The sequence below is a fragment of the Acinetobacter sp. NIPH 2699 genome, from assembly GCF_022549355.1.
In the GTDB taxonomy this organism is placed as follows: Bacteria; Pseudomonadota; Gammaproteobacteria; order Pseudomonadales; family Moraxellaceae; genus Acinetobacter.
The window spans coordinates 54842-75486 of the sequence record NZ_JAKZGL010000010.1 but is presented as its reverse complement, the minus strand read 5'-3'; the positions used below and the strand labels follow the sequence as shown (position 1 = coordinate 75486).

General features: G+C 39.6%; 21 protein-coding genes. 16 read left to right on the top strand and 5 right to left on the bottom strand.

Features of this window, described 5'->3' with window-relative positions:
* Positions 1-2: 2 nt before the first annotated feature.
* Together mutL and tsaE are read right to left on the bottom strand one after the other, a co-directional pair.
* Positions 3-1949 carry a DNA mismatch repair endonuclease MutL gene (mutL, locus tag MMP72_RS10985; RefSeq protein ID WP_241317220.1) on the bottom strand — a complete coding sequence of 649 codons (1947 nt, stop codon included), beginning with the start codon at positions 1947-1949 and terminating at the stop codon, positions 3-5.
* Complete coding sequence (gene tsaE, locus MMP72_RS10980) at positions 1939-2415, bottom strand: tRNA (adenosine(37)-N6)-threonylcarbamoyltransferase complex ATPase subunit type 1 TsaE (protein WP_241317218.1); 477 nt, start codon at positions 2413-2415, stop codon at positions 1939-1941. The genes mutL and tsaE overlap by 11 nt, the downstream gene beginning before the upstream one ends.
* A 116-nt stretch (positions 2416-2531) precedes the next feature.
* Between tsaE and MMP72_RS10975 the strand changes: the two genes are divergently transcribed.
* The 3 genes from MMP72_RS10975 to MMP72_RS10965 all read left to right on the top strand — a co-directional run bounded on the left by MMP72_RS10975 (position 2532) and on the right by MMP72_RS10965 (position 4401).
* Positions 2532-3440: a pseudouridine synthase gene (locus MMP72_RS10975; protein WP_241317216.1), complete on the top strand. Its 909-nt coding sequence runs from the start codon at positions 2532-2534 to the stop codon at positions 3438-3440.
* A 109-nt stretch (positions 3441-3549) separates the two neighbouring features.
* Complete coding sequence (locus tag MMP72_RS10970; protein WP_241317213.1) at positions 3550-3858, top strand: type II toxin-antitoxin system RelB/DinJ family antitoxin; 309 nt, start codon at positions 3550-3552, stop codon at positions 3856-3858.
* Between the two features lie 99 nt (positions 3859-3957).
* Positions 3958-4401, top strand: coding sequence for a GNAT family N-acetyltransferase (locus MMP72_RS10965; protein ID WP_241317211.1), 444 nt, complete (start codon positions 3958-3960; stop codon positions 4399-4401).
* A gap of 7 nt (positions 4402-4408) precedes the next feature.
* Here MMP72_RS10965 and MMP72_RS10960 read toward each other — a convergent pair whose 3' ends face one another.
* Positions 4409-5113, bottom strand: coding sequence for a pseudouridine synthase (locus MMP72_RS10960; RefSeq protein WP_241317209.1), 705 nt, complete (start codon positions 5111-5113; stop codon positions 4409-4411).
* Positions 5114-5363: 250 nt separating this feature from the next.
* Between MMP72_RS10960 and MMP72_RS10955 the strand changes: the two genes are divergently transcribed.
* A complete protein-coding gene (locus MMP72_RS10955) occupies positions 5364-5852 on the top strand; it encodes a hypothetical protein (protein ID WP_241317207.1) in 489 nt (162 codons plus the stop codon).
* Between the two features lie 140 nt (positions 5853-5992).
* A complete protein-coding gene (locus MMP72_RS10950) occupies positions 5993-6994 on the top strand; it encodes an LLM class flavin-dependent oxidoreductase (RefSeq protein ID WP_241317263.1) in 1002 nt (333 codons plus the stop codon).
* 68 nt (positions 6995-7062) lie between these two features.
* On the opposite strand, the gene MMP72_RS10945 is transcribed toward MMP72_RS10950, so the two are convergent.
* Both MMP72_RS10945 and MMP72_RS10940 read right to left on the bottom strand, forming a co-directional pair.
* Positions 7063-9114, bottom strand: coding sequence for a bifunctional diguanylate cyclase/phosphodiesterase (locus tag MMP72_RS10945; protein WP_241317205.1), 2052 nt, complete (start codon positions 9112-9114; stop codon positions 7063-7065).
* A 335-nt stretch (positions 9115-9449) separates the two neighbouring features.
* Positions 9450-10286: a pyruvate, water dikinase regulatory protein gene (locus MMP72_RS10940; protein WP_241317203.1), complete on the bottom strand. Its 837-nt coding sequence runs from the start codon at positions 10284-10286 to the stop codon at positions 9450-9452.
* Positions 10287-10444: 158 nt separating this feature from the next.
* Here MMP72_RS10940 and ppsA point away from each other — a divergent pair, with 158 nt between their 5' ends.
* The 11 genes from ppsA to MMP72_RS10885 all read left to right on the top strand — a co-directional run bounded on the left by ppsA (position 10445) and on the right by MMP72_RS10885 (position 20572).
* Complete coding sequence (gene ppsA, locus MMP72_RS10935) at positions 10445-12823, top strand: phosphoenolpyruvate synthase (protein ID WP_241317201.1); 2379 nt, start codon at positions 10445-10447, stop codon at positions 12821-12823.
* 66 nt (positions 12824-12889) lie between these two features.
* Positions 12890-13666 carry an RDD family protein gene (locus MMP72_RS10930; protein ID WP_241317200.1) on the top strand — a complete coding sequence of 259 codons (777 nt, stop codon included), beginning with the start codon at positions 12890-12892 and terminating at the stop codon, positions 13664-13666.
* 299 nt (positions 13667-13965) lie between these two features.
* Entirely contained in the window at positions 13966-15009 is a 1044-nt protein-coding gene (gene cyoA, locus MMP72_RS10925; RefSeq protein ID WP_241317198.1) for a ubiquinol oxidase subunit II, read from the top strand.
* A gap of 3 nt (positions 15010-15012) precedes the next feature.
* Complete coding sequence (cyoB, locus tag MMP72_RS10920) at positions 15013-16995, top strand: cytochrome o ubiquinol oxidase subunit I (protein WP_241317196.1); 1983 nt, start codon at positions 15013-15015, stop codon at positions 16993-16995.
* A gap of 4 nt (positions 16996-16999) precedes the next feature.
* On the top strand, positions 17000-17620 hold the full coding sequence (gene cyoC / locus MMP72_RS10915) for a cytochrome o ubiquinol oxidase subunit III (protein WP_004670634.1): 621 nt from the start codon (positions 17000-17002) through the stop codon (positions 17618-17620).
* The gene (locus MMP72_RS10910; RefSeq protein ID WP_004670633.1) at positions 17620-17949 is read left to right on the top strand and encodes a cytochrome o ubiquinol oxidase subunit IV; all 330 of its coding nucleotides are present in this window, start codon (positions 17620-17622) and stop codon (positions 17947-17949) included. The genes cyoC and MMP72_RS10910 overlap by 1 nt, the downstream gene beginning before the upstream one ends.
* Positions 17950-17959: 10 nt before the next feature.
* Entirely contained in the window at positions 17960-18838 is an 879-nt protein-coding gene (cyoE, locus tag MMP72_RS10905; RefSeq protein ID WP_241317195.1) for a heme o synthase, read from the top strand.
* Positions 18839-19041: 203 nt separating this feature from the next.
* Positions 19042-19425, top strand: a complete 384-nt coding sequence (rpsF, locus tag MMP72_RS10900; protein ID WP_241317194.1) for a 30S ribosomal protein S6 — start codon at positions 19042-19044, stop codon at positions 19423-19425.
* An 11-nt stretch (positions 19426-19436) separates the two neighbouring features.
* On the top strand, positions 19437-19664 hold the full coding sequence (gene rpsR / locus MMP72_RS10895) for a 30S ribosomal protein S18 (protein ID WP_004648825.1): 228 nt from the start codon (positions 19437-19439) through the stop codon (positions 19662-19664).
* 9 nt (positions 19665-19673) lie between these two features.
* Positions 19674-20120: a 50S ribosomal protein L9 gene (gene rplI / locus MMP72_RS10890; protein WP_241317193.1), complete on the top strand. Its 447-nt coding sequence runs from the start codon at positions 19674-19676 to the stop codon at positions 20118-20120.
* A 134-nt stretch (positions 20121-20254) separates the two neighbouring features.
* Positions 20255-20572, top strand: a complete 318-nt coding sequence (locus tag MMP72_RS10885) for a TM2 domain-containing protein (protein ID WP_241317192.1) — start codon at positions 20255-20257, stop codon at positions 20570-20572.
* The last annotated feature ends 73 nt before the right edge of the window (positions 20573-20645 follow it).

Below are 20645 nucleotides of genomic sequence, written 5' to 3'. Positions count from 1 at the left end.
AGCTACTCTCCTCGAGCAAATAATTTATCTAATTGATGCAATGGAAATGCTCGCCAAGTAGGACGACCATGATTACATTGGCTGGCAAACTCAGTTTGTTCCATTTGACGTAATAAGGCATTCATCTCTGACAAGCTGAGTTGCCGATGCGCTCGTACAGCACCATGGCACGCCATTCCTGCCAATAGCTCATCACGCTTTTGCAATAACCCTCTCGCTTCATCATTTGGATCAAGATCATTGAGTAGTTCAGGGATAAGTTTTTCAAAATTTGCTTTGTGTAAAATTGCAGGCACGCCACGAACAATAACTTGCTCATCACCATATTGATCGACTTCCAACCCCAAACGTTGCAGTTGTGATTGCAACTCATCTACACGTGTCGCTTGCATTCGGGTAATTGAAACTATTTTAGGGATCAGTAATTGTTGTGATGTCCAAAACTCAGGTTTATCCCATGCGGCTTTCATTTGCTGTAATAAAATCCGCTCATGGGCGGCGTGCATATCAACAATAATCAAGCCTTCGGTATTTTGTGCCAAAACATAAATACCATGTAATTGCGCAATCGCAATACCCAATGGAAATTCATCTACTCGTGATGGGCCAGCCTGATCATGTACATCAGTTTCAGCATCTTCACGCAAAGGTGCTAAATAGGTTTTTAGTGCATTATTCAACTGCGCAGAACCGTTATAACGAGGCTCTTGCGGTGCTGAATTGTACTGCACCGCTTGTGGACGACTTTGATTAAAGTCCGTCAACAAATCTGTCGACACAGTGACTTGCTGATTAGCTTGCGGTTCAGATTCTACAATTGCACGATGTAAAGGAAATTGCTCTTGATACTTAGGCTGTGGCTGATATTGGGCATTCTCTGTTGCCAGCTCATCCACTTTCATCGCTTGGGCTAAATCCGCACTGGCAGTTTGAAACTGAGATAAGGTTGCTTTGGCATAATGGCGTACAAATTCATGCACTTCACGCTGATTCAAAAAGCGGATTTCATGCTTGGTTGGATGAACATTGACATCAATATTTTCAGGATCAACTTCTAAAAATAACAAATAAGAAGAATGCTGATGCCCATGCAAAATGCCTTCATAGGCCATACGTAACGCATGGGAAATGGTTTTATCCTTCACAATACGGCCATTCACATAGACATATTGCATATCGGCCTGTGCTCTTGCATCAGAAGGATGCCCTAACCAACCTGATAAACGCATATTGATACTTTCAGCATCAATCCAATAGGCATTTTGAATAAATTGTTGACCGAGTAATTGTTGTACGCGTTGATAACGTAATTCACCACTATCCGCGATGGGTAAATTCAAACGGATATTATCGTTATGTTCGAGAACAAAACGAATATCGAAATGGGTTAAAGCCAAACGGCGTACAATTTCTTCGATGTGACCAAATTCTGTGCTTGGCTTTTTTAAGAATTTGCGCCGTGCAGGCACATTAAAAAATAAATCTTGTACTCGAATATGTGTGCCTTTTTGTGCAGCAACGGCTTGTACTTGTTGATGATCAAAAGCCATTCCATTGACTTCAACTTGATAACCAACCCCGTCTTCAACTTGACTACTGGTTAAAGTCAAACGTGAAACCGCAGCAATAGATGCTAACGCTTCACCGCGAAAACCTAAACTGACAATGGCATGTAAATCTTCAGCCGTCTGAATTTTACTGGTGGCATGACGCATCACTGCCAACGGTAAATCTTCAGCATGAATACCGTTGCCATTATCAATGATTTCAATCAGTGTCGAACCACCTTGAGCAATGCGGATAATCAGCTCAGTCGAACCTGCATCAATCGAGTTCTCTAATAATTCTTTGACCACGGAGGATGGACGTTCAATCACCTCACCCGCAGCAATCTGATTGGCTAAAGCGGCATTGAGTGTATGAATACGACGCGTTGAATCATGCACCATTCAATTGTTCCTGCAAAGTTTGGAATAACAAGTCTGAGTTGACTGTTAAAGTCACAAATCGGGTCAGTTCGTCATCCGATTTTTGAATATCAACAATAACATCCGCTTTGGGAATTTCATCACCACCTTTCGATGGCCATTCAAACAAAAATAAAGCATCAGGCGTTTCTAAATAGTCACGAATACCCATCAGCTCTAGTTCATAAGGATCATCTAAACGATATAAATCAAAATGGAAAATTTCTTTACCCTGAATGGTATAAGGTTCTACCAGCGTATAAGTTGGACTTTTGACCGAACCCTGATGCCCTAAATTTTGTAGAAAATAACGTGTGAATGTGGTTTTTCCTGCACCGAGATCCCCAATTAAATAAATAATGCCTGAATGCACATGTTGAGAAAGCACTTGCGCAAAATGTTGAGTGTCTTGTTCATGATTTAAGGTAAATTTCACTGAATATGACATGGCAAATAAAACAAAATTGGGATGTGGCTATGATAACATTGCACTGCTTTAAAGCCTAATAAAGTCCCTTTAAACTGACTTTTTTTACATCGTTTATATTGAGTCTATATCGCTGCATGTCATCAACTCTTGAATTTATACCTCCACTGATTGATGGGGTAAGTGCCAGTAAAGTTTTTTTACCAAATGTGGTAGTAGCAAATACAGTTTTTGATTATCTCTGCCAGCACTTTCCACATATTCAAATACAAGAGTGGCAACAACGTTTTGAAGATCAATTAATCTATGCGGCTGACGGTTCAAAGCTCCAACTCAATAGTCCTTATACGCCAAATAGCCATATTTTTTATTATCGTTTCCTTGCACACGAAATACATGTGCCATTTCAACATGAAATTCTATTTGAAAATGATGATTTGCTTGTGGTCGACAAACCTCATTTTTTAACCATGACCCCAACAGGCCAATATGTTCAAGAAACTTTATTGGTTCGATTGAAAAAACAAACTGGCTATGCAGATTTAACCCCAATCCATCGACTTGATCGTGAAACAGCAGGTGTGGTTTTATTCTGTAAACGGGCTGAATCACGCGGCGTTTATCAACAGCTATTCGCTGATCGAAAAGTGCAGAAAACCTATCACGCCATTGCAGCTTATCATCTTGAACTCAAACTCCCACAGACCTTGCAACTCCACTTAGAAAAAGGCACACCTTTCTACACCATGCAAGTCAATACGGAGAAACCCAGTAACACTGAGACATGGATAGAATTATTAGATCATAATCAAGAATACGCAAAATACTTACTCAAACCGAAAACAGGCAAACAACATCAGTTACGTGTGCATCTCAATTATCTTGGTATTCCAATCCTGCATGATTCATTTTATCCAACCGTTGTGCACAAAGCAGATGAAGACTTTAGTCATCCTTTACAATTACTTGCAAAAGAAATTCACTTCATAGATCCCATTTCACATACACAAATGAGCTTTAGTTCTAACTATGAACTAACACTGTAAACACAACGTAATGACAAAAATTCTATTTTTTCACTTCAAAAATATTGAAATTACATTGTGATCGTTTAAAATACATGACCATAACTAAAAATATTTGGTCTTATTCTTCATGCGAAAAACAGAAGTTTATCAGGTTCGACTTGATTCACAGGAAAAGAAACAAGCCTTTGCCGTTTTTAAACAGCTTGGTATCTCCCCTGCTCAAGCAGTTCGCCTTTTCTTTAAACAGGTGGTGCTAACCAAATCTATTCCCTTTGCAATTGAAAACCAGAACATCAATATGGAGCAATTGCTAAAACTTCGTAAATCCAAAGCAATAGCAACAACAGAGAATCCCTCGGCTGTGGATACCGAAGATGATCACGAGGATTTGTTTGAAGAGCTCAATGCACTTTTAGGTGAAAGTGACAAAACTTAACAATGTCGCATTTATACACAAGTTTTTAATTTTTAAGCTGAATTTTTTTCGCTATTCTGACAGTCCAAATAAAACTATAAGTCTAAGGATGAATTAAGAATGATTGTTAAGCGAGCAACCAAAGAAGACCTCCATCAATTGGCAGTCTTATTTGATGAATATCGTCAGTTCTACGGTGCTTCATCCAATGTTGTGCAGTCTTTGCAATTTTTAAATCACCGATTTGACAATAAAGACAGTGTCATTTTTATTCATGTTAAAGATGAAATTTTTACAGGCTTTGTTCTACTTTATCTTGCTTTTTCTTCTGTCGCTTGTGAAACCTACTATGTATTAGATGATGTCTACGTTACACCAACCTATCGTAAACAAGGTTCTGCCAAACAACTTATTGATACCGCAATTCTGTTTGCCCGCCATGAAAATGCGCAACGCATTAGCCTAGAAACGCAAAAGAACAATTACCAATCCCATCAGCTCTATGAACAAATGGGATTTATCCATGATGATGAATTTAAAACCTTCCATTGTTTTCTAAAATAATCAGGGTCTATTGCATATTTTGACTGAGCTGTTTTTGTGCAGGTGTTAAATAAATATACTCGCCTTCATTGAGCTCAGGAAGCTCAAGCAACCCAATTTGATGCCGATGCAAGGAATCCACTTTATTCCCCACTGCCGCTAACATGCGTTTAACTTGATGATAAACCCCTTGGTGAATGGTCATTGCAAGCTGCTTTTCTGAGATGAACTGAACATCAGTTGCGGCAAAGATCCCTTTTTCATTGCGTAATTCCACCCCACTTTCCAATGCTTGTAATTGTTCAGGAGTGACTAAATCTGCTGTGGTCACATGATAAACCTTAGGCACATGTTTACGTGGATGAGTCAGAGACTGTAAGTACTGGCCATCATCTGTCAACAATAACAGCCCCGTTGTATCTTGATCTAAACGTCCCACACACTGAATACCACGGTGAATCAATATCTCAGGCAATAAACTAAAGACACTTTTATGATGAGTCGCTTGGTGTGAGCATTCATAACCTTGTGGTTTATTGAGTGCAATATAAACATGCTCTCGATATTGGTAGTCTTCACCAAACACCTGAAAAGTGAGCTGATCAAGATTAAAGTTCTGTTTGGGATTATCACAGATCTTATTTTCAATGAATACAGAACCATTTTTAATCAACTGCTGGCAATATTTACGGGAACCAAAACCTTGAGATTGCAATATTTTTTCCAACAGCATAACTAAACCCTAAATCGAAACTCTGGCTATTGTACTTGATTGCAGCACATGCTGGTGTTTGCTTTCCATTCATTCTTTATTTTTATAATTTGTTCACAATTTCTTCATATGTAATAGAAGCCCTACAAAACTATCGTTAAACGCTATCAATCTAGAGATTGCACTCCATATTTTTACTCACAAGTCTTGTTACATTTATCTCAAGTTAGCAAGAAGATTGTCCCTCAAATAAAGGACAGGGAGTTTCACCATGAAATCGAATATTTGGTTATGTAGCATTCTATTTACAACCGCTTCAATGATGTCTGTTGCTCATGCGAACAATACGACACGAGTTGCAGCAACATCGGCTTTAGGTAGTGTTGTGGGTACTGCGATTGGACAACAAATTGGCGGCCAAACAGGTGCAATGATTGGCTCAGCAGTTGGTGGGGCTGGTGGAGCAGCCGCTTCTAGTAATAAACGTAACCGTACAGAAGCCGCAATTGGTGGTGGTTTAGGTGGTGTTGGTGGTTACACTGTCGGTCGAAACATGGCTGGCACCAATGGTGGATACATCGGTGCAGCTGTAGGCGCAGCAGGTGGTGCGGCACTTGGGCAAAAAGTTGGACAGGATCGTGATGCTGATAATCGTCGCGCTTATGACAACCGCCGTTATGATGATCGTCGTCACTATAATTCACGCAAAAAATCTCGTCATGACAATGGTTTACATCGTGGTTGGTACAAAAACCGTTAATATAACAATACGCTATACCTCTTTAGCACCTTCGGGTGCTTTTTTTGATCTATAGAATAGAAATATTATATCGAATAAAACAGATATACAGATCCCAGCATATATCGTATTATATCGATATATGCTTATGAGAATCGATGATGAAATCATTGCAAGACATTAATTTTTCTATTCTAGAATTAGCGCCCGTTCGAGATGATAAAAGTGTTGAATTTTCACTTCGACATGCACTCGAACTTGCCCAACATGCTGAAAAGTTAGGTTATGAACGGTTTTGGTTGGCTGAACATCACAATATGGATGGTATCGCCAGTTCAGCAACGGCAGTCCTATTAGGTTTTATCGCAGCAAATACTCAACATATTCGATTGGGTTCAGGTGGCATCATGCTGCCCAATCATGCTCCGTTGGTTGTTGCGGAACAGTTTGGGACATTAGCGACACTTTATCCAAACCGTTTTGAACTCGGTTTAGGACGCGCACCCGGAACTGACCCACTGACTATGCGTGCATTACGTCGTGGACGTAAAGAAACTGAGGATCAATTTCCTCAAGATATAATGGAAATTTTACAATACTTTAAAGCACCACAACCCAACCAAAGAATTATTGCCACACCCGGACAAAATACGCATGTGCCTGTTTGGTTATTGGGTTCAAGCCTATTTAGTGCACAACTTGCTGCAAAGCTTGGACTTCCCTATTCATTTGCTTCGCACTTCGCTCCAAGAATGTTAGGGCAAGCGATCGAGATTTATCGTGATAATTTCCAAGCTTCTGAATATTTGGATAAACCTTATGTGTCGATGGGTGTGCCAACAGTAGTCGCAGCAAGCGATGAAGAAGCTCAATATTTAGCTACGAGCTCTTATCAACGTATTTTGAATCTGATTCGTGGTCATAGCCTAAAACTTAAACCACCCATTGAATCTACCCAAGGTCTTGCAACCAGTGCTGAGCAATTGGCAATTCAGAATTTTTATGCAATGGCACAAATTGGTTCTCAAGCGACCGTCAAAGCGGGCTTAAATACAATAGCGGTTCAATATGACGTAGATGAGTTTATCTTCACTTGTGATATTTACGATACTCAAAAGCGCTTAGACAATTTTAGTTTATTAATGGATATCAAGAATGATTAATATCTAAAATTAAATCTACAAGGCTTATTTCAATCTAAGCCTTGTATTTTATATACTTATTAAATAAATCAATAGAGCCGCATTCCACGTTTCAGCATGTGTGTTGCTTGTTGAGCATTTACAGCCCGACTGAATAAATAACCTTGTCCAATTGAACATCCAGATTGTTTCAGCAAATCTAATTGCTCAGAATTTTCAATTCCTTCTGCCACAATATCCAAAGATAGCTTTGGTCCTAAAGCAATAATTGCTTGCACAATGGCTAAAATCGCCTCATCACTATTCATCTGACGAATAAAATCACAGTCAATTTTCAAACAATCTACTGGATAATCCCTTAATCTCGTAAGGGATGAATGTCCTGTTCCAAAATCATCAAGTGCAATCTTAACGCCTCGTTGTTTGAGTAAATTTAATGCTCGAATCACATAGTCAGAACCACGATCATCCAAAATATGTTCTGTGATTTCTATTTCAACCAAATGATGAGGAATTTTATATAGACTCAAACGCTGCAATAAGCGCTCAGCATAATTATCTTTAAGAAATTCAACAGGTGCGACGTTAATCGAGACAGGAACAACATCTAGCCCTTGCTCAATCCACATGGCAATATTTTTAAAAACTTTAGTCTGTATCGCATCACTAATTCGCGTTGCCAACATGTAATCTTGAAAAGCTTGCTCAATATTACAAGGTGAATGAATACGGTTATCATCCGTTTGCCAACGCAACAATGCCTCAAAGCCAATAACCTTACCATCAGCCAATCGCACTTTAGGTTGATAAAATGGAACAATAAGATCATCACGAATAATATGACGTGCTTGATTTAATTGAATGGCGATATTTTGCGCTGTAACCTGCATCTGTTGATTAAACATGCGAAAACCACCTCGCCCAGTGGCTTTTAAATCATTTAATGCCGTATCTGCACATTTCATTAAATTTGAAGAATCTTTTGCATCGCGTGGATAAATAGCACATCCAATACTCATACTGCCATTAATTAAATTACCTGCATAAGTGATTGGCGCATCTAGCTGCCGACTCACCTCAATTGCAATTTTTTCAAGGTCAAATTCAGCATCGATTCCATTCACTAAAATAGCAAACTCATCACCACCTAAACGAGCCACAAAAGTATTTTCAGGTAAAACGTTTTCTATTCGCTTAGATAGAATACGCAATAAATGATCACCAGCGGCATGCCCAAGCGTATCATTGACATGTTTAAAATAATCTAAATCCAATAACATCAGACCAAGAAACTTTTCACTCTTTTTATGGCGTTGCAGTGAACGTTTAAGCTGTAGTTTAAAAAAACGACGATTGTACAACCCAGTCAATTCATCCAATTCACTCGAAATACGCAGTTGAATTTCTGTTTGTCTTTGTGCGGTTACATCACGAGACATACATAAGATCTGAACGATTTGACCGGTGTCATTTAATATCGGTGTGAGTAAATTATCCCAATATTGTCTAGTTGCCCCATGACCACTCATGCCACGAAAACGAGCAGTCTTACCTTTTATTGCCATTTTTAAAGCATAATTCGCTTTCGATCGCACTTCAGGCGCTAAAAGCTCTGCCCACTTCATACCAAATCGATGATTGCTTTCAGGAATATTGAGTGCAATACATCCCGTTTTATTTACATGCAACAAAGAGCCATTGATATCTAACAGTTTGATGCAATCCATACTATTATCAAGCATGATGGTTTGCGCATTAATACATTGCATTAGGTTTTGTTGATACTGCTTTGTTTCATGAATATCGACACTATTCATAAACCAATATCCATGATCCCCAGCGTTGCCGTCTACAAATTTTGCAGATAATAAAAACCATCGATATGCACCTGATCGATGTCTCAATCGGCACTCAATTTGAAAAGGAGTTTTATATGAAAATGCTTGTTGCCATTCATTTTGAAAGACAGAAATATCCTCAAAATGGATCAAATCCATCCAATTTTTTTCGAACTTCTCTAGTTCAGTTAAACCGATATATTCTTGGCTGACACTATTGAAAAAATAAGCATCACCCATATCTGAAATCAACCAGACTAGACTCGGTATACTATTGAAAATGTTTTGCTGGACTGCGTTCATTTGATGGTTTGATTAAAAAGTTAAAGCCGAATTCACATGCTTTTAAGTAACTTTATTGGCTTTGCTTTCCAACAAAATTCTTTATTTCAAGATATTCAGTTGCAATAAAAACCATATACCATCAATAACAGCAGAAGTGAGATCTATGTCACAATATTGTAGCATAAACGTATAAAATTTAACACCCTAACGGCATTTTCTATTCATTAGATTTTATTATTTAACATCAATTGTTTATTTTTAATTAAATATTTATTACAAACTTTGTGTCATAAATTAAAAGAAAATTTCAACCAAAGGCTACCTAGTTTGCATGATTTAGGTAGCCTATTTGATTAACCAATACGACGCTTTAAACCTGTTGACTGTAAAATACGTGTGGAGATTTCCTCAATCGACATTTCAGTGACATTTAAATATTTAATACCTTCTGAAATATAAATCCCCTCAATTGCACGTAATTCCATTTGACACTGACTAAAACTTGCATAACGACTATTGGCTTTGCGCTCACTACGAATTGCAACGAGACGCTCAGCATCAATCATTAAGCCAAATAGCTTGTTTTTATGTGACTTCAAAACTGTAGGTAGACGGTTATCGTCCAAATCTTCTTCAGTTAAGGGATAATTTGCAACACGGATCCCAAATTGTAGTGACAGGTAAATCGAAGTCGGCGTTTTTCCGGAGCGTGAAACCCCCACTAAAATCAAATCAGCTTTATCATAATGACGTGTTCGCGCGCCATCATCATTGTCCAGCGCAAAATGTACAGCATCAATACGCGCCTTGTATGACTCTGAATCTGTTACTGCATGCGTTTGCCCAACCAATGTCGTTGGTGGAATACCTAACTCTTGTTCAAGTTTACTAATCAAGCCTTCAAATACATCCAAATTTACGGCTTTAGCAGTATTGATAATTTCACGAGCATTTGGATCAACCAAAGTATCAAAAACTAGCGGTAAAGAACCATCGCGTTTTTGAGATGCATTGATCTCTGTCACCACATTCATTGCCGCTTCTTCAGTGGTGATATAAGGCATAATATGAATGTCAAAATCGACGTTCGGAAATTGCGCAAGTAGTGAATGCCCAAGGGTTTCTGCAGTGATTGCCGTCCCATCTGAAATAAAAAATACGCTCCGTTTAATTTGTTTACTTTCGGGCATCAAAATTCTCCTTAAACATTTGTCTTAGTGCTCTATAATCTTTATAGTAAACTCATCTAACATGACTGTCGCTTAGTAAAATACTAATTCTAAGCACTTTCGTATAATTTCATACCAATGATGGTCATTCATACTGCAAAAAAAGTGGAGTAAATACTTTGGAAGCGCGCGTAATCGGTCTGGAAAAACTAGGGAAACACGATGTTGAACTTGTAGGTGGGAAAAACTCATCTCTAGGTGAGATGATCAGCCATTTATCCAATGCTGGTGTATCGGTACCGGGTGGTTTTGCAACAACTGCTGCTGCCTATCGTGAGTTCTTAGATCAAAGCGGTTTAAACGCTCGAATTCAGGCTGAATTGGTTCAACTCAATGTTGATGATGTAAATGCACTTGTAGAAACTGGTGCGAAAATCCGTAAATGGATTGTTGATACTCCGCTTACTGCAACTTTAGAACAAGAAATTCGTGAAGCATTTGCTGCACTTTCAAACGGTAATCCAGACATCGCTGTTGCTGTACGTTCATCTGCTACTGCTGAAGACCTACCAGACGCTTCATTTGCAGGCCAACAAGAAACTTTCTTAAACATTCGCGGTATTGATAACATTCTTATTGCGATTAAAGAAGTTTTTGCCTCTCTGTATAATGACCGCGCCATCGCTTATCGTGTACACCAAGGTTTTGAGCACAGTGTGGTTGCTCTTTCTGCTGGCGTACAACGTATGGTTCGCTCTGAAACTGGCGCTGCTGGTGTCATGTTTACACTAGATACAGAATCTGGTTTCCGTGATGTTGTATTCGTTACTGCATCATACGGTTTAGGTGAGATGGTTGTACAAGGTGCTGTTAACCCTGACGAATTCTACCTCTCGAAACCATTATTAAATAATGGTAAACACTCTGTTTTACGTCGCAATCTCGGTTCTAAACACCAAAAAATGATTTATGGTGAAGAAGGTGCTGCGGGTAAATCAGTCGTTGTTGTTGATGTCGAAAAGCCAGAACGTCAACAATTTGCATTAAATGATCATGAGTTACATGAATTAGCAAAACAAGCGCTGATCATTGAAGAACATTATGGTTCGCCAATGGACATCGAATGGGCGAAAGATGGCGATGATGGTCAAATCTATATCGTTCAAGCACGTCCAGAAACAGTAAAAAGCCGTCAAAATGTCGGCACAATGGAACGCTATCTACTCAAACAACGCGGTACTGTGATTTGTGAAGGTCGTTCAATTGGTCAGCGTATTGGTTCTGGTAAAGTTCGTGTTGTCACCTCGATCAAAGAAATGGACAAAGTCCAAGACGGTGATGTACTTGTCTCCGACATGACTGACCCAGATTGGGAACCTGTTATGAAGCGTGCGGCTGCGATTGTGACCAATCGTGGTGGTCGTACCTGTCACGCAGCAATTATTGCTCGTGAACTTGGTGTTCCTGCAATTGTAGGTTGTGGTAATGCAACAGAAGTGCTTACTGATGGTCAAGAAGTAACTGTTTCTTGTGCTGAAGGTGATACGGGCTTTATCTATGAAGGCGCGTTAGACTTTGAAGTTCAACGTAACTCTATTCACTCAATGCCTCAACTTCCGTTCAAAATCATGATGAACGTGGGTAACCCTGACCGCGCATTTGACTTTGCTCAAATTCCAAATGAAGGAATTGGTCTTGCACGTCTTGAGTTCATCATCAACCGCATGATCGGTGTACATCCAAAGGCTTTATTAAACATCGAAAGCTTACCACGTGAAACACGTGCTGCCGTTCTGACACGTACTGCGGGTTACACCTCTCCAATCGAGTTTTATGTCGAAAAATTGGTTGAAGGTATTTCAACACTTGCTGCTGCGTTTGCTGGGAAGCCAGTCATCGTTCGTATGTCTGACTTCAAATCAAATGAATATGCAAACTTAATCGGTGGTAAGTTATACGAACCCGAAGAAGAAAACCCAATGTTGGGCTTCCGTGGTGCGAGTCGTTATGTTTCTGACAACTTCCGTGATTGTTTTGAGCTTGAATGCCGTGCCTTGAAAAAGGTACGTGATGAAATGGGCTTAACCAATGTTCAAATCATGATCCCATTCGTTCGTACTGTTTCTGAAGCGAAGCGTGTCATCGAACTACTTGCTCAAAATGGTTTAAAACGCGGTGAGAATGGCCTGAAAGTCATCATGATGTGTGAATTACCAACCAATGCTTTATTGGCCGAACAATTCCTTGAGCACTTCGATGGTTTCTCAATCGGTTCAAATGACTTAACACAATTAACACTCGGTCTAGACCGTGACTCTGGCATCGTGTCTCATTTATTTGATGAGCGTGATCCAGCAGTGAAAGCCTTACTTTCCATGGCAATTCATGCTTGCCGTAAAGCAGGAAAATACGTGGGTATTTGTGGTCAAGGCCCTTCTGATCACCCTGATCTTGCAAAATGGCTCATGGAGCAAGGCATTGAATCTGTTTCACTTAACCCTGATTCAGTTCTTGATACTTGGTTCTTCTTGGCCGAAGAAAAAATTAAACAAGCTTAACCACTTTTGTAAAAGACCCCACTGGTGGGGTCTTTTTTCATCATTTGTGATAGAGATTTAAAACATATGCAAATTTACTTGGCTCGTAATAATCAGCAAGCTGGTCCATATACCTTAGAACAAATTAATCAAATGCTTGCTAGTCAACAAGTTCTTCTTACTGATCTTGCATGGCATGAAGGGATGGCTGAGTGGAAAACGCTTGGTGAATTAACCCAAGGAAAACTTGTGTATGAACCAATTGGTCATACATCATCTCCATTTCCAGCACCGATTCAAACTGAAACAGTATCTCCTACTCAACAGTATCAATCTAAAGCTCCGGTTCAAGACAATAATGTCGAATTGGCATCGATTGGTTCACGCGCATTGGCCAAAGTGATTGATCTCATGTTGTGGCTACCTGCCATAGCTATTCCATCATTTTATTTCAATGATGAACAACATGAACAGCTCTTTGAGTTACAAAAGCAAATGCAGGCGACTGAATTCGCATCGTCTAAAGCAGCGGAACTGCAACAACAATTGTTTCAACTCATTCCAGTTGAAGCATGGCAAAGCATCATGATCTATATCGTCGTTATGCTCATGCTTCAAGCTTATTTTATTGCTAGATCTGGTCAAAGTATCGGCAAAAAGCTTGCTCGGATTAAAATTGTTGATGTTGAAAGCAATAATCAAGTCAGTTTAATTCGCTCGTTTTGGTTACGTAGCATTTTATTTATTTTCTTAAACGCCCTTTTAGTTCCAATTATCACAATTATTGATTACGCATTTGCGCTTGGCAAAAACCGCCAAACACTACACGATAAATTCGCAAAAACCAAAGTGATTAAGCAATAATTACAAATCAATAAAGAAAAGAGGACTAAATCCTCTTTTCTTTATATTAAGCTGATATTTATAGAAAAAACAGAGCGCAAAACAATAATCCCTACAAAATAAATCGGGTTTTAAAACAAGCATTTCAGACCACTTTATCAGTAGCTTAGTTTTTCAATATGAGGCATAATGCCCAACAACGTAGCGGTGTCGCATGGTTGCTAAGCATTTATTAAAAGAAATTCTTATCAACCATGCGACACTTTATTCGCTATCCCATAATTTAATTAGGGAATGGGACTCTTCACCGAGGTTGTAAAATGAGACAAACGATTTTAGCTGTATTGTCTTTATCAACGCTTGCCGTACTCTTAACTGGGTGTGGTGGTGATATGGTACTTCTAAACAATAAAGGTCCAGTTGGTCAGGGTCAAAGTAGCCTGATGATGACTGCGATCTATCTAATGCTATTGGTGGTCATTCCATCAATCATTATGGCATTATGGTTTGGTTGGAAATATCGCGCGTCAAATAAAGATGCAGACTATAAACCTACTTGGGCACACTCTACGACAATTGAGATCGTTGTTTGGGGTGTTCCAGTCATTATTATTGGTATTTTAGCTTGGTTAACTTGGTGGGGTTCCCACAAGTACGACCCTTACCGTCCGTTAGAATCAGATAAAGCACCATTAACAATTCAAGCTATCGCTGAACAGTTTAAATGGGTATTTATCTATCCTGAGCAAGAAATTGCAACGGTAAATGAAATACGCTTCCCAGAACAAACACCGCTTAGCTTTAAAATTACCTCTAACTTCACAATGAACTCATTCTTCATTCCACAGTTAGGCGGTCAAATTTATGCAATGGCAGGTATGCAAACTCATCTTCATTTATTGGCAGATGAGCCAGGTGTGTTCCGTGGTATTTCTGCGAACTATTCAGGTTATGGTTTTTCACAAATGCGTTTCCTTGCGCATAGTGTGACTGAAGCAGAATTTGCACAGTGGGTTGAAACGGTTAAAGCTGGTAATGGTACAAGTATCAATCCTGAAGCAATTCAAAAAGGTACACTTGACCAAGCTGAATTGGCAACTTTACGTGATGGTAACCGTTCTGCACATCAGATTGAAGTTCTAATCGCCAAAGCAAAAACACCAGAAGAGAAACAAGCGGCTGAGGAAATGAAAGCATATCCTACTGCCCCACACCCTGTGACTTATTACTCTTCGGTTGAGCCTAAATTGTTCGAATCTGTAATCAATCAATACATGAGCAACTATCATGGTGCAGATCACTCAGCATCTTCTGCTGACCACGCCACTGATGTTGAACATGCGACAGCTTCTACAGAGGAATAAGACATGTTTGGAAAGTTAGGGTTGGATGCAATTCCACACGATCCAATCGTGTTGGTGACTATTGCATTAATGGTTTTAGGTGGTATCGCACTTCTTGCTGGTATTACTTATTTCAAAAAATGGGGCTACTTGTGGAACGAATGGTTCACCTCTGTAGACCATAAAAAAATTGGTATCATGTATATCCTTGTGTCAGTCGTCATGCTTCTGCGTGGTTTTGCTGATGCAATTATGATGCGTTTACAACTTTTCCTCGCTAAAGGCGGTGGTGAAGGTTATTTACACCCAGAGCACTACGATCAGATTTTCACTGCGCACGGCGTAATCATGATCTTCTTCGTAGCGATGGGTCTTGTTGTTGGTATGATGAACATTGCTGTGCCATTGCAAATTGGTGCGCGTGACGTGGCCTTCCCATTACTAAACTCTTTAAGCTTCTGGTTATTCGCTGGTGCTGCTGGTTTAATGATGGCATCGCTTGCGCTTGGTGAGTTCGCAGCAACAGGCTGGATGGCTTATCCGCCATTATCAGGTATTGAGTATTCGCCTGGTGTCGGTGTTGATTATTATATTTGGGCACTTCAGGTTTCTGGTCTCGGTACGCTTTTAACGGGTGTTAACTTCTTTGTTACCATCATTAAAATGCGCGCGCCAGGCATGAAACTGATGGACATGCCAATTTTCACTTGGACTTCACTTTGTACGGCTGTACTCATCATTGCATCGTTCCCTGTATTAACAGGTACACTTGCAATGCTGACGCTTGACCGTTACTTCGGTTTCCACTTCTTCACAAACGAGCTTGGCGGTAGTCCAATGCTTTATGTGAACTTGATTTGGACATGGGGCCACCCTGAAGTATATATCTTAGTATTACCAGCATTTGGTCTATACTCAGAAATCGTAGCAACCTTCTCTCGTAAAGCGTTGTTCGGTTATAAGTCTATGGTGTATGCAACGATCGCGATTACTGTACTTGCGTTTGTTGTATGGCTTCACCACTTCTTTACCATGGGTGCTGGTGCGAACGTAAATGCGTTCTTTGGCATCATGACCATGGTTATTGCGATTCCTACAGGTGTGAAGATCTTCTCTTGGTTATTCACCATGTATAAAGGTCGTATCACTTTCACGACACCAATGTTATGGACGCTTGGCTTCCTCGTAACTTTTGGTATCGGTGGTTTGACTGGCGTACTGATGGCGGTTCCACCTGCGGACTTCCTTGTACATAACTCATTATTCTTGATTGCTCACTTCCATAACGTAATTATCGGTGGTGTGGTGTTTGGTATGTTTGCCGGCATCATTTTCTACTGGCCAAAAATGTTTGGTTGGAAGCTCAATGAAGCATGGGGTAAAGCATCATTCTGGTTCTGGTTCATCGGTTTCTATTTTGCATTCATGCCACTTTATATCCTTGGTTTCATGGGTATGACACGTCGTTTGAATACATATGACAACCCTGAATGGGATCCATACTTAGCGATTGCATTGTTTGGTGCTGTTTTGATTGCAATCGGTATTGCATGTTTCTTAATGCAAATCATCGTTGGCTTCTTACAACGCAAAGACAATATGGACAACACTGGCGACCCATGGGATAGCCGTACGTTAGAATGGGCAACTTCGTCTCCAGCTCCATTTTATAACTTTGCGCATGTTCCTGCTGCTGATGGTATCGATCGCTTCTGGACTGACAAAGAAAATGGTGTCGCTTACGCTCGTGATACTAAATATGAAGATATCCACATGCCGACAAATCGTGCTGCTGGTTTCGTCATTGCCATGTTCATTACCATCCTTGGTTTTGCACTCATCTGGCATATTTGGTGGCTTGCTGTCGTTTCATTCATCGCTGCTATTATCAGCTTCATCGTAAGCTCATTCACCAAGAATGTGGATTACTATGTCCCTGCTGCTGAAGTAGAACGTATTGAGAATGAACGCTATGCGTTACTTGAAAAACACTTGAAGAAGGACTAAGGATATGGCTGAAGTACTTCATCACGATAACCATGGACATGACGGTCATCACGAACATGATGATACAGATATAACGGTCTTTGGTTTCTGGACATATTTGATGAGTGACTTGATCCTTTTCGGATCACTCTTCATCGCATTTGCTGTATTAAGCAGTCATATTCCACCAGGTACACCTAGTGCATACGACTTATTCCATGATTCTTTGGGATTCGTATTAGCTGAAACCTTTGCACTCCTTATTTCATCTGTGACATTTGGTTTTGCAGTGCTCGCATCTTATAAAAAGAATGTTAACCAAGTCCTTTTATGGTTAATCATTACTTTTATTTTTGGTGCGACGTTCATTGGGATGGAAATCTATGAATTCCATCACCTTGTTCATGAAGGTTATGGCCCAACTAAGAGTGCATTCTTATCAGCGTTCTTTACTTTGGTTGGTACACACGGTATCCACGTAACTTCTGGTTTAGTGTGGATGATCGTACTCATGTATCAAATCAAGAAGAATGGTTTGACACTACCGAATACACGTCGTCTTGCTTGCTTAAGCTTGTTCTGGCACTTCCTTGACATCGTTTGGATCTGTGTATTCAGCGTCGTTTACTTACTGGGAGTTCTCTAATGAGTAGTCATGATCATAATGCTGCTGGCGCATCACACGGTAATGTAAAACAATACACGGTTGGTTTTATCCTTTCTGTTCTGCTCACCATCATCCCTTTTGGGATGGTGATGGCTGGCGGTTTCAGTCGTGGCGTTTTAGTTACAGTGATTGCAATCACTGCCGTGGCTCAGGTACTTGTACAGCTTGTGTACTTCCTACACATGAATACATCATCTGATCAACGTTGGAATCTAATTGCATTTATCTACACAATTTTATGTATCGCTGTACTTTTAGTCGGCTCTGTGTGGATTATGAATTACCTACACTACAACATGATGATCTAAACTGATTGTCATGCTGAAAAAATACTTATTCCTGACTAAGCCAGGAATTCTCTTCGGTAATTTCATTACCACCTTGGGCGGCTTTTTTCTAGCCGCTCAAGGCTCTATAGACTACCTCTTATTATTACTTACGCTGATTGGAACAACTTTCGTGGTTGCGTCTGGTTGTGTTGTGAATAATGTAATTGATCAAGACATCGATCAAAAAATGCAACGCACCATGAACCGTGCACTTGTTAAAAAAACCATCTCCTCTCCTATTGCATTACTTTATGCATTGGTGCTTGGTGTAATTGGTTTTAGCATTCTCTGGTTTTATGTCAATGCTTATGCATTTTTATTCGCAGTGATTGGTTTTGTAGTCTATGTCGGTTTTTATAGTTTGTGGACGAAACGCACCACAATCCATCAAACCGTGATTGGTAGTATTTCTGGGGCGAGTCCTCCTGTTATTGGTTATACGGCTGTTAGTCATCAATTCGATATGGCTGCTCTTTTAATTTTTGTCGCATATGCTTTATGGCAAATGCCACACTCATGGGCAATCGCAATTTATCGCTTTGACGATTATAAAAATGCAGGAGTTCCTATTTTACCTGTAGCTCGTTCTATTCTTAGAACGAAAATAGAATCACTTATTTATGTGATTCTGTTTACCCTAGCGATGAATGCTTTATATGTATATGGATACACCGATGTTAGTTTCTTGGTGATCTGTAATGCACTTTGCGCGTACTGGTTCTACATTGGTATTTTAGGGTTTAAAGCTGAAGATGATCAGCTTTGGGCAAAACGATTTTTCTTATTTTCAGTGATTTTAATTACTGTCATTAGTTTGAGCTTTAGTTTTACTTTTAATAGCCCTGCACCTTTCCTCCCCATTTTTTAAAAAGATAGAGACCAACTCTATCTTTTTATTCCCAGATCTAGGCTTTACCGCCTTACTTCACGCCAAACAACGAATATCGCTTGCGATTTCGACTAAACCTGTCTAAAATCGCAGCTTCGCAATTTGCGACTTAACTTTTCAAGTTATGACTCCTTGCTTCTAACATTGTTGTTAGGGGCTGTTTAAACCGTAAGGAGCTGACAATGCGTCATTACGAAATCGTACTTTTAGTACACCCAGATCAAAGCGATCAAGTTGTAGGTATGGTAGAACGCTATATCTCTCAGATCAAAGAAGCTGAAGGTCAAATTCACCGTTTAGAAGATTGGGGCCGCCGTCAATTGGCTTACCCGATTAACAAAATTCATAAAGCGCACTACATTCTTATGAATGTTGAATGTGGTCAAACGACTCTTGATGAATTAGAAGAATTGTTCCGTTATAACGATGCAATTCTCCGTAACATCATTATTCGTCGTGAACACGCAATTACTGAAGAATCTTTACTTGCGAAAAGTGCTGAAGAAAAACGTGCGCGTAAAGCTCAACGTGAAGAAGCACAACACGTCACTCAAGAAGCTGAATAAGGAGAACCTCAATGGCACGTTTTTACCGTCGTCGCAAGTTCTGCCGCTTTACAGCTGAGAAAGTTGCGTACATCGACTATAAAGATATCGACACTTTAAAACAGTACATCACTGAAAACGGCAAGATTGTTCCTAGCCGTATTACAGGTACTAAAGCTCGTTATCAACGTCAATTAGCATTAGCTATTAAACAAGCTCGCTATTTATCGTTGATCCCTTACACTGACAATCATAAGTGAGGTTGAGCTGTGGATATTATCTTATTACAACGCATTAAAAACCTTGGTAAATTAGGCGACAAAGTATCAGTAAAAGCTGGTTATGGTCGTAACTTTTTGATTCCTCAAGGTAAAGCAGTAGCTGCTACTGAAGCAAACACTTCTGCTTTTGAAGCACGTCGTGCTGAACTTGAGAAACAAGAAGCTGACATTTTAGCTTCTGCAAATGCACGTGCTGAACAATTGAACGAAGTTAATATCGTAATCACTGCTAAAGCTGGTGATGAAGGTAAACTTTTCGGTTCTATCGGTACTCGTGATATTGCTGACGCTTTAACGAATGCTGGTCTAGTTGTAGATCGTGCAGAAGTTCGTTTACCAAACGGTGCGCTTCGTCACACTGGTGAATTCAACATCGCAATTCAATTGCATCATGATGTTGTTGCTGAAGTTCTCGTTACTATCGTATCTGAGTAATTTCTGCAAAGAAAAGAGCATGTTTAACATGCTCTTTTTTTATGTCTATGCAAAGCATAATCAATCTGAAAATAAAATCACATAAATTAAGTTTTTAATTTTTACAAAAATTCTTATCCGTATAGAGGTATAAAATGAAAAAGAAGAACCGTTTATTTGCCTTAATTTTAGCCATGTTTTTTGGACTTCTCGGATTCGATCGTTTTTATCTAGGAAAAAAGAAAACTGGCATTTTGAAATTGATCACTTTCGGTGGTTTAGGTTTCTGGTGGTTTTTAGATGCAGCCCTTTTATTAATTGACGCCTTTTTATATTCTCTAGGTAGAGAGAATGGGTTTATAAAAGATGCCAAGAACAATGATCTTCGTTATGGTCTTTCACTATACCGTTTAAAAAATGGACGCCTTGAACAAGACTGGTTTGTAAAAGCCGAGAATATACATTCACTATAATGAAGGTCTGCTGGCACTTCGCAGAGTACTTGTAAAAGATCATATGGCTCTAAAATAAGCGTCTATTGCACTT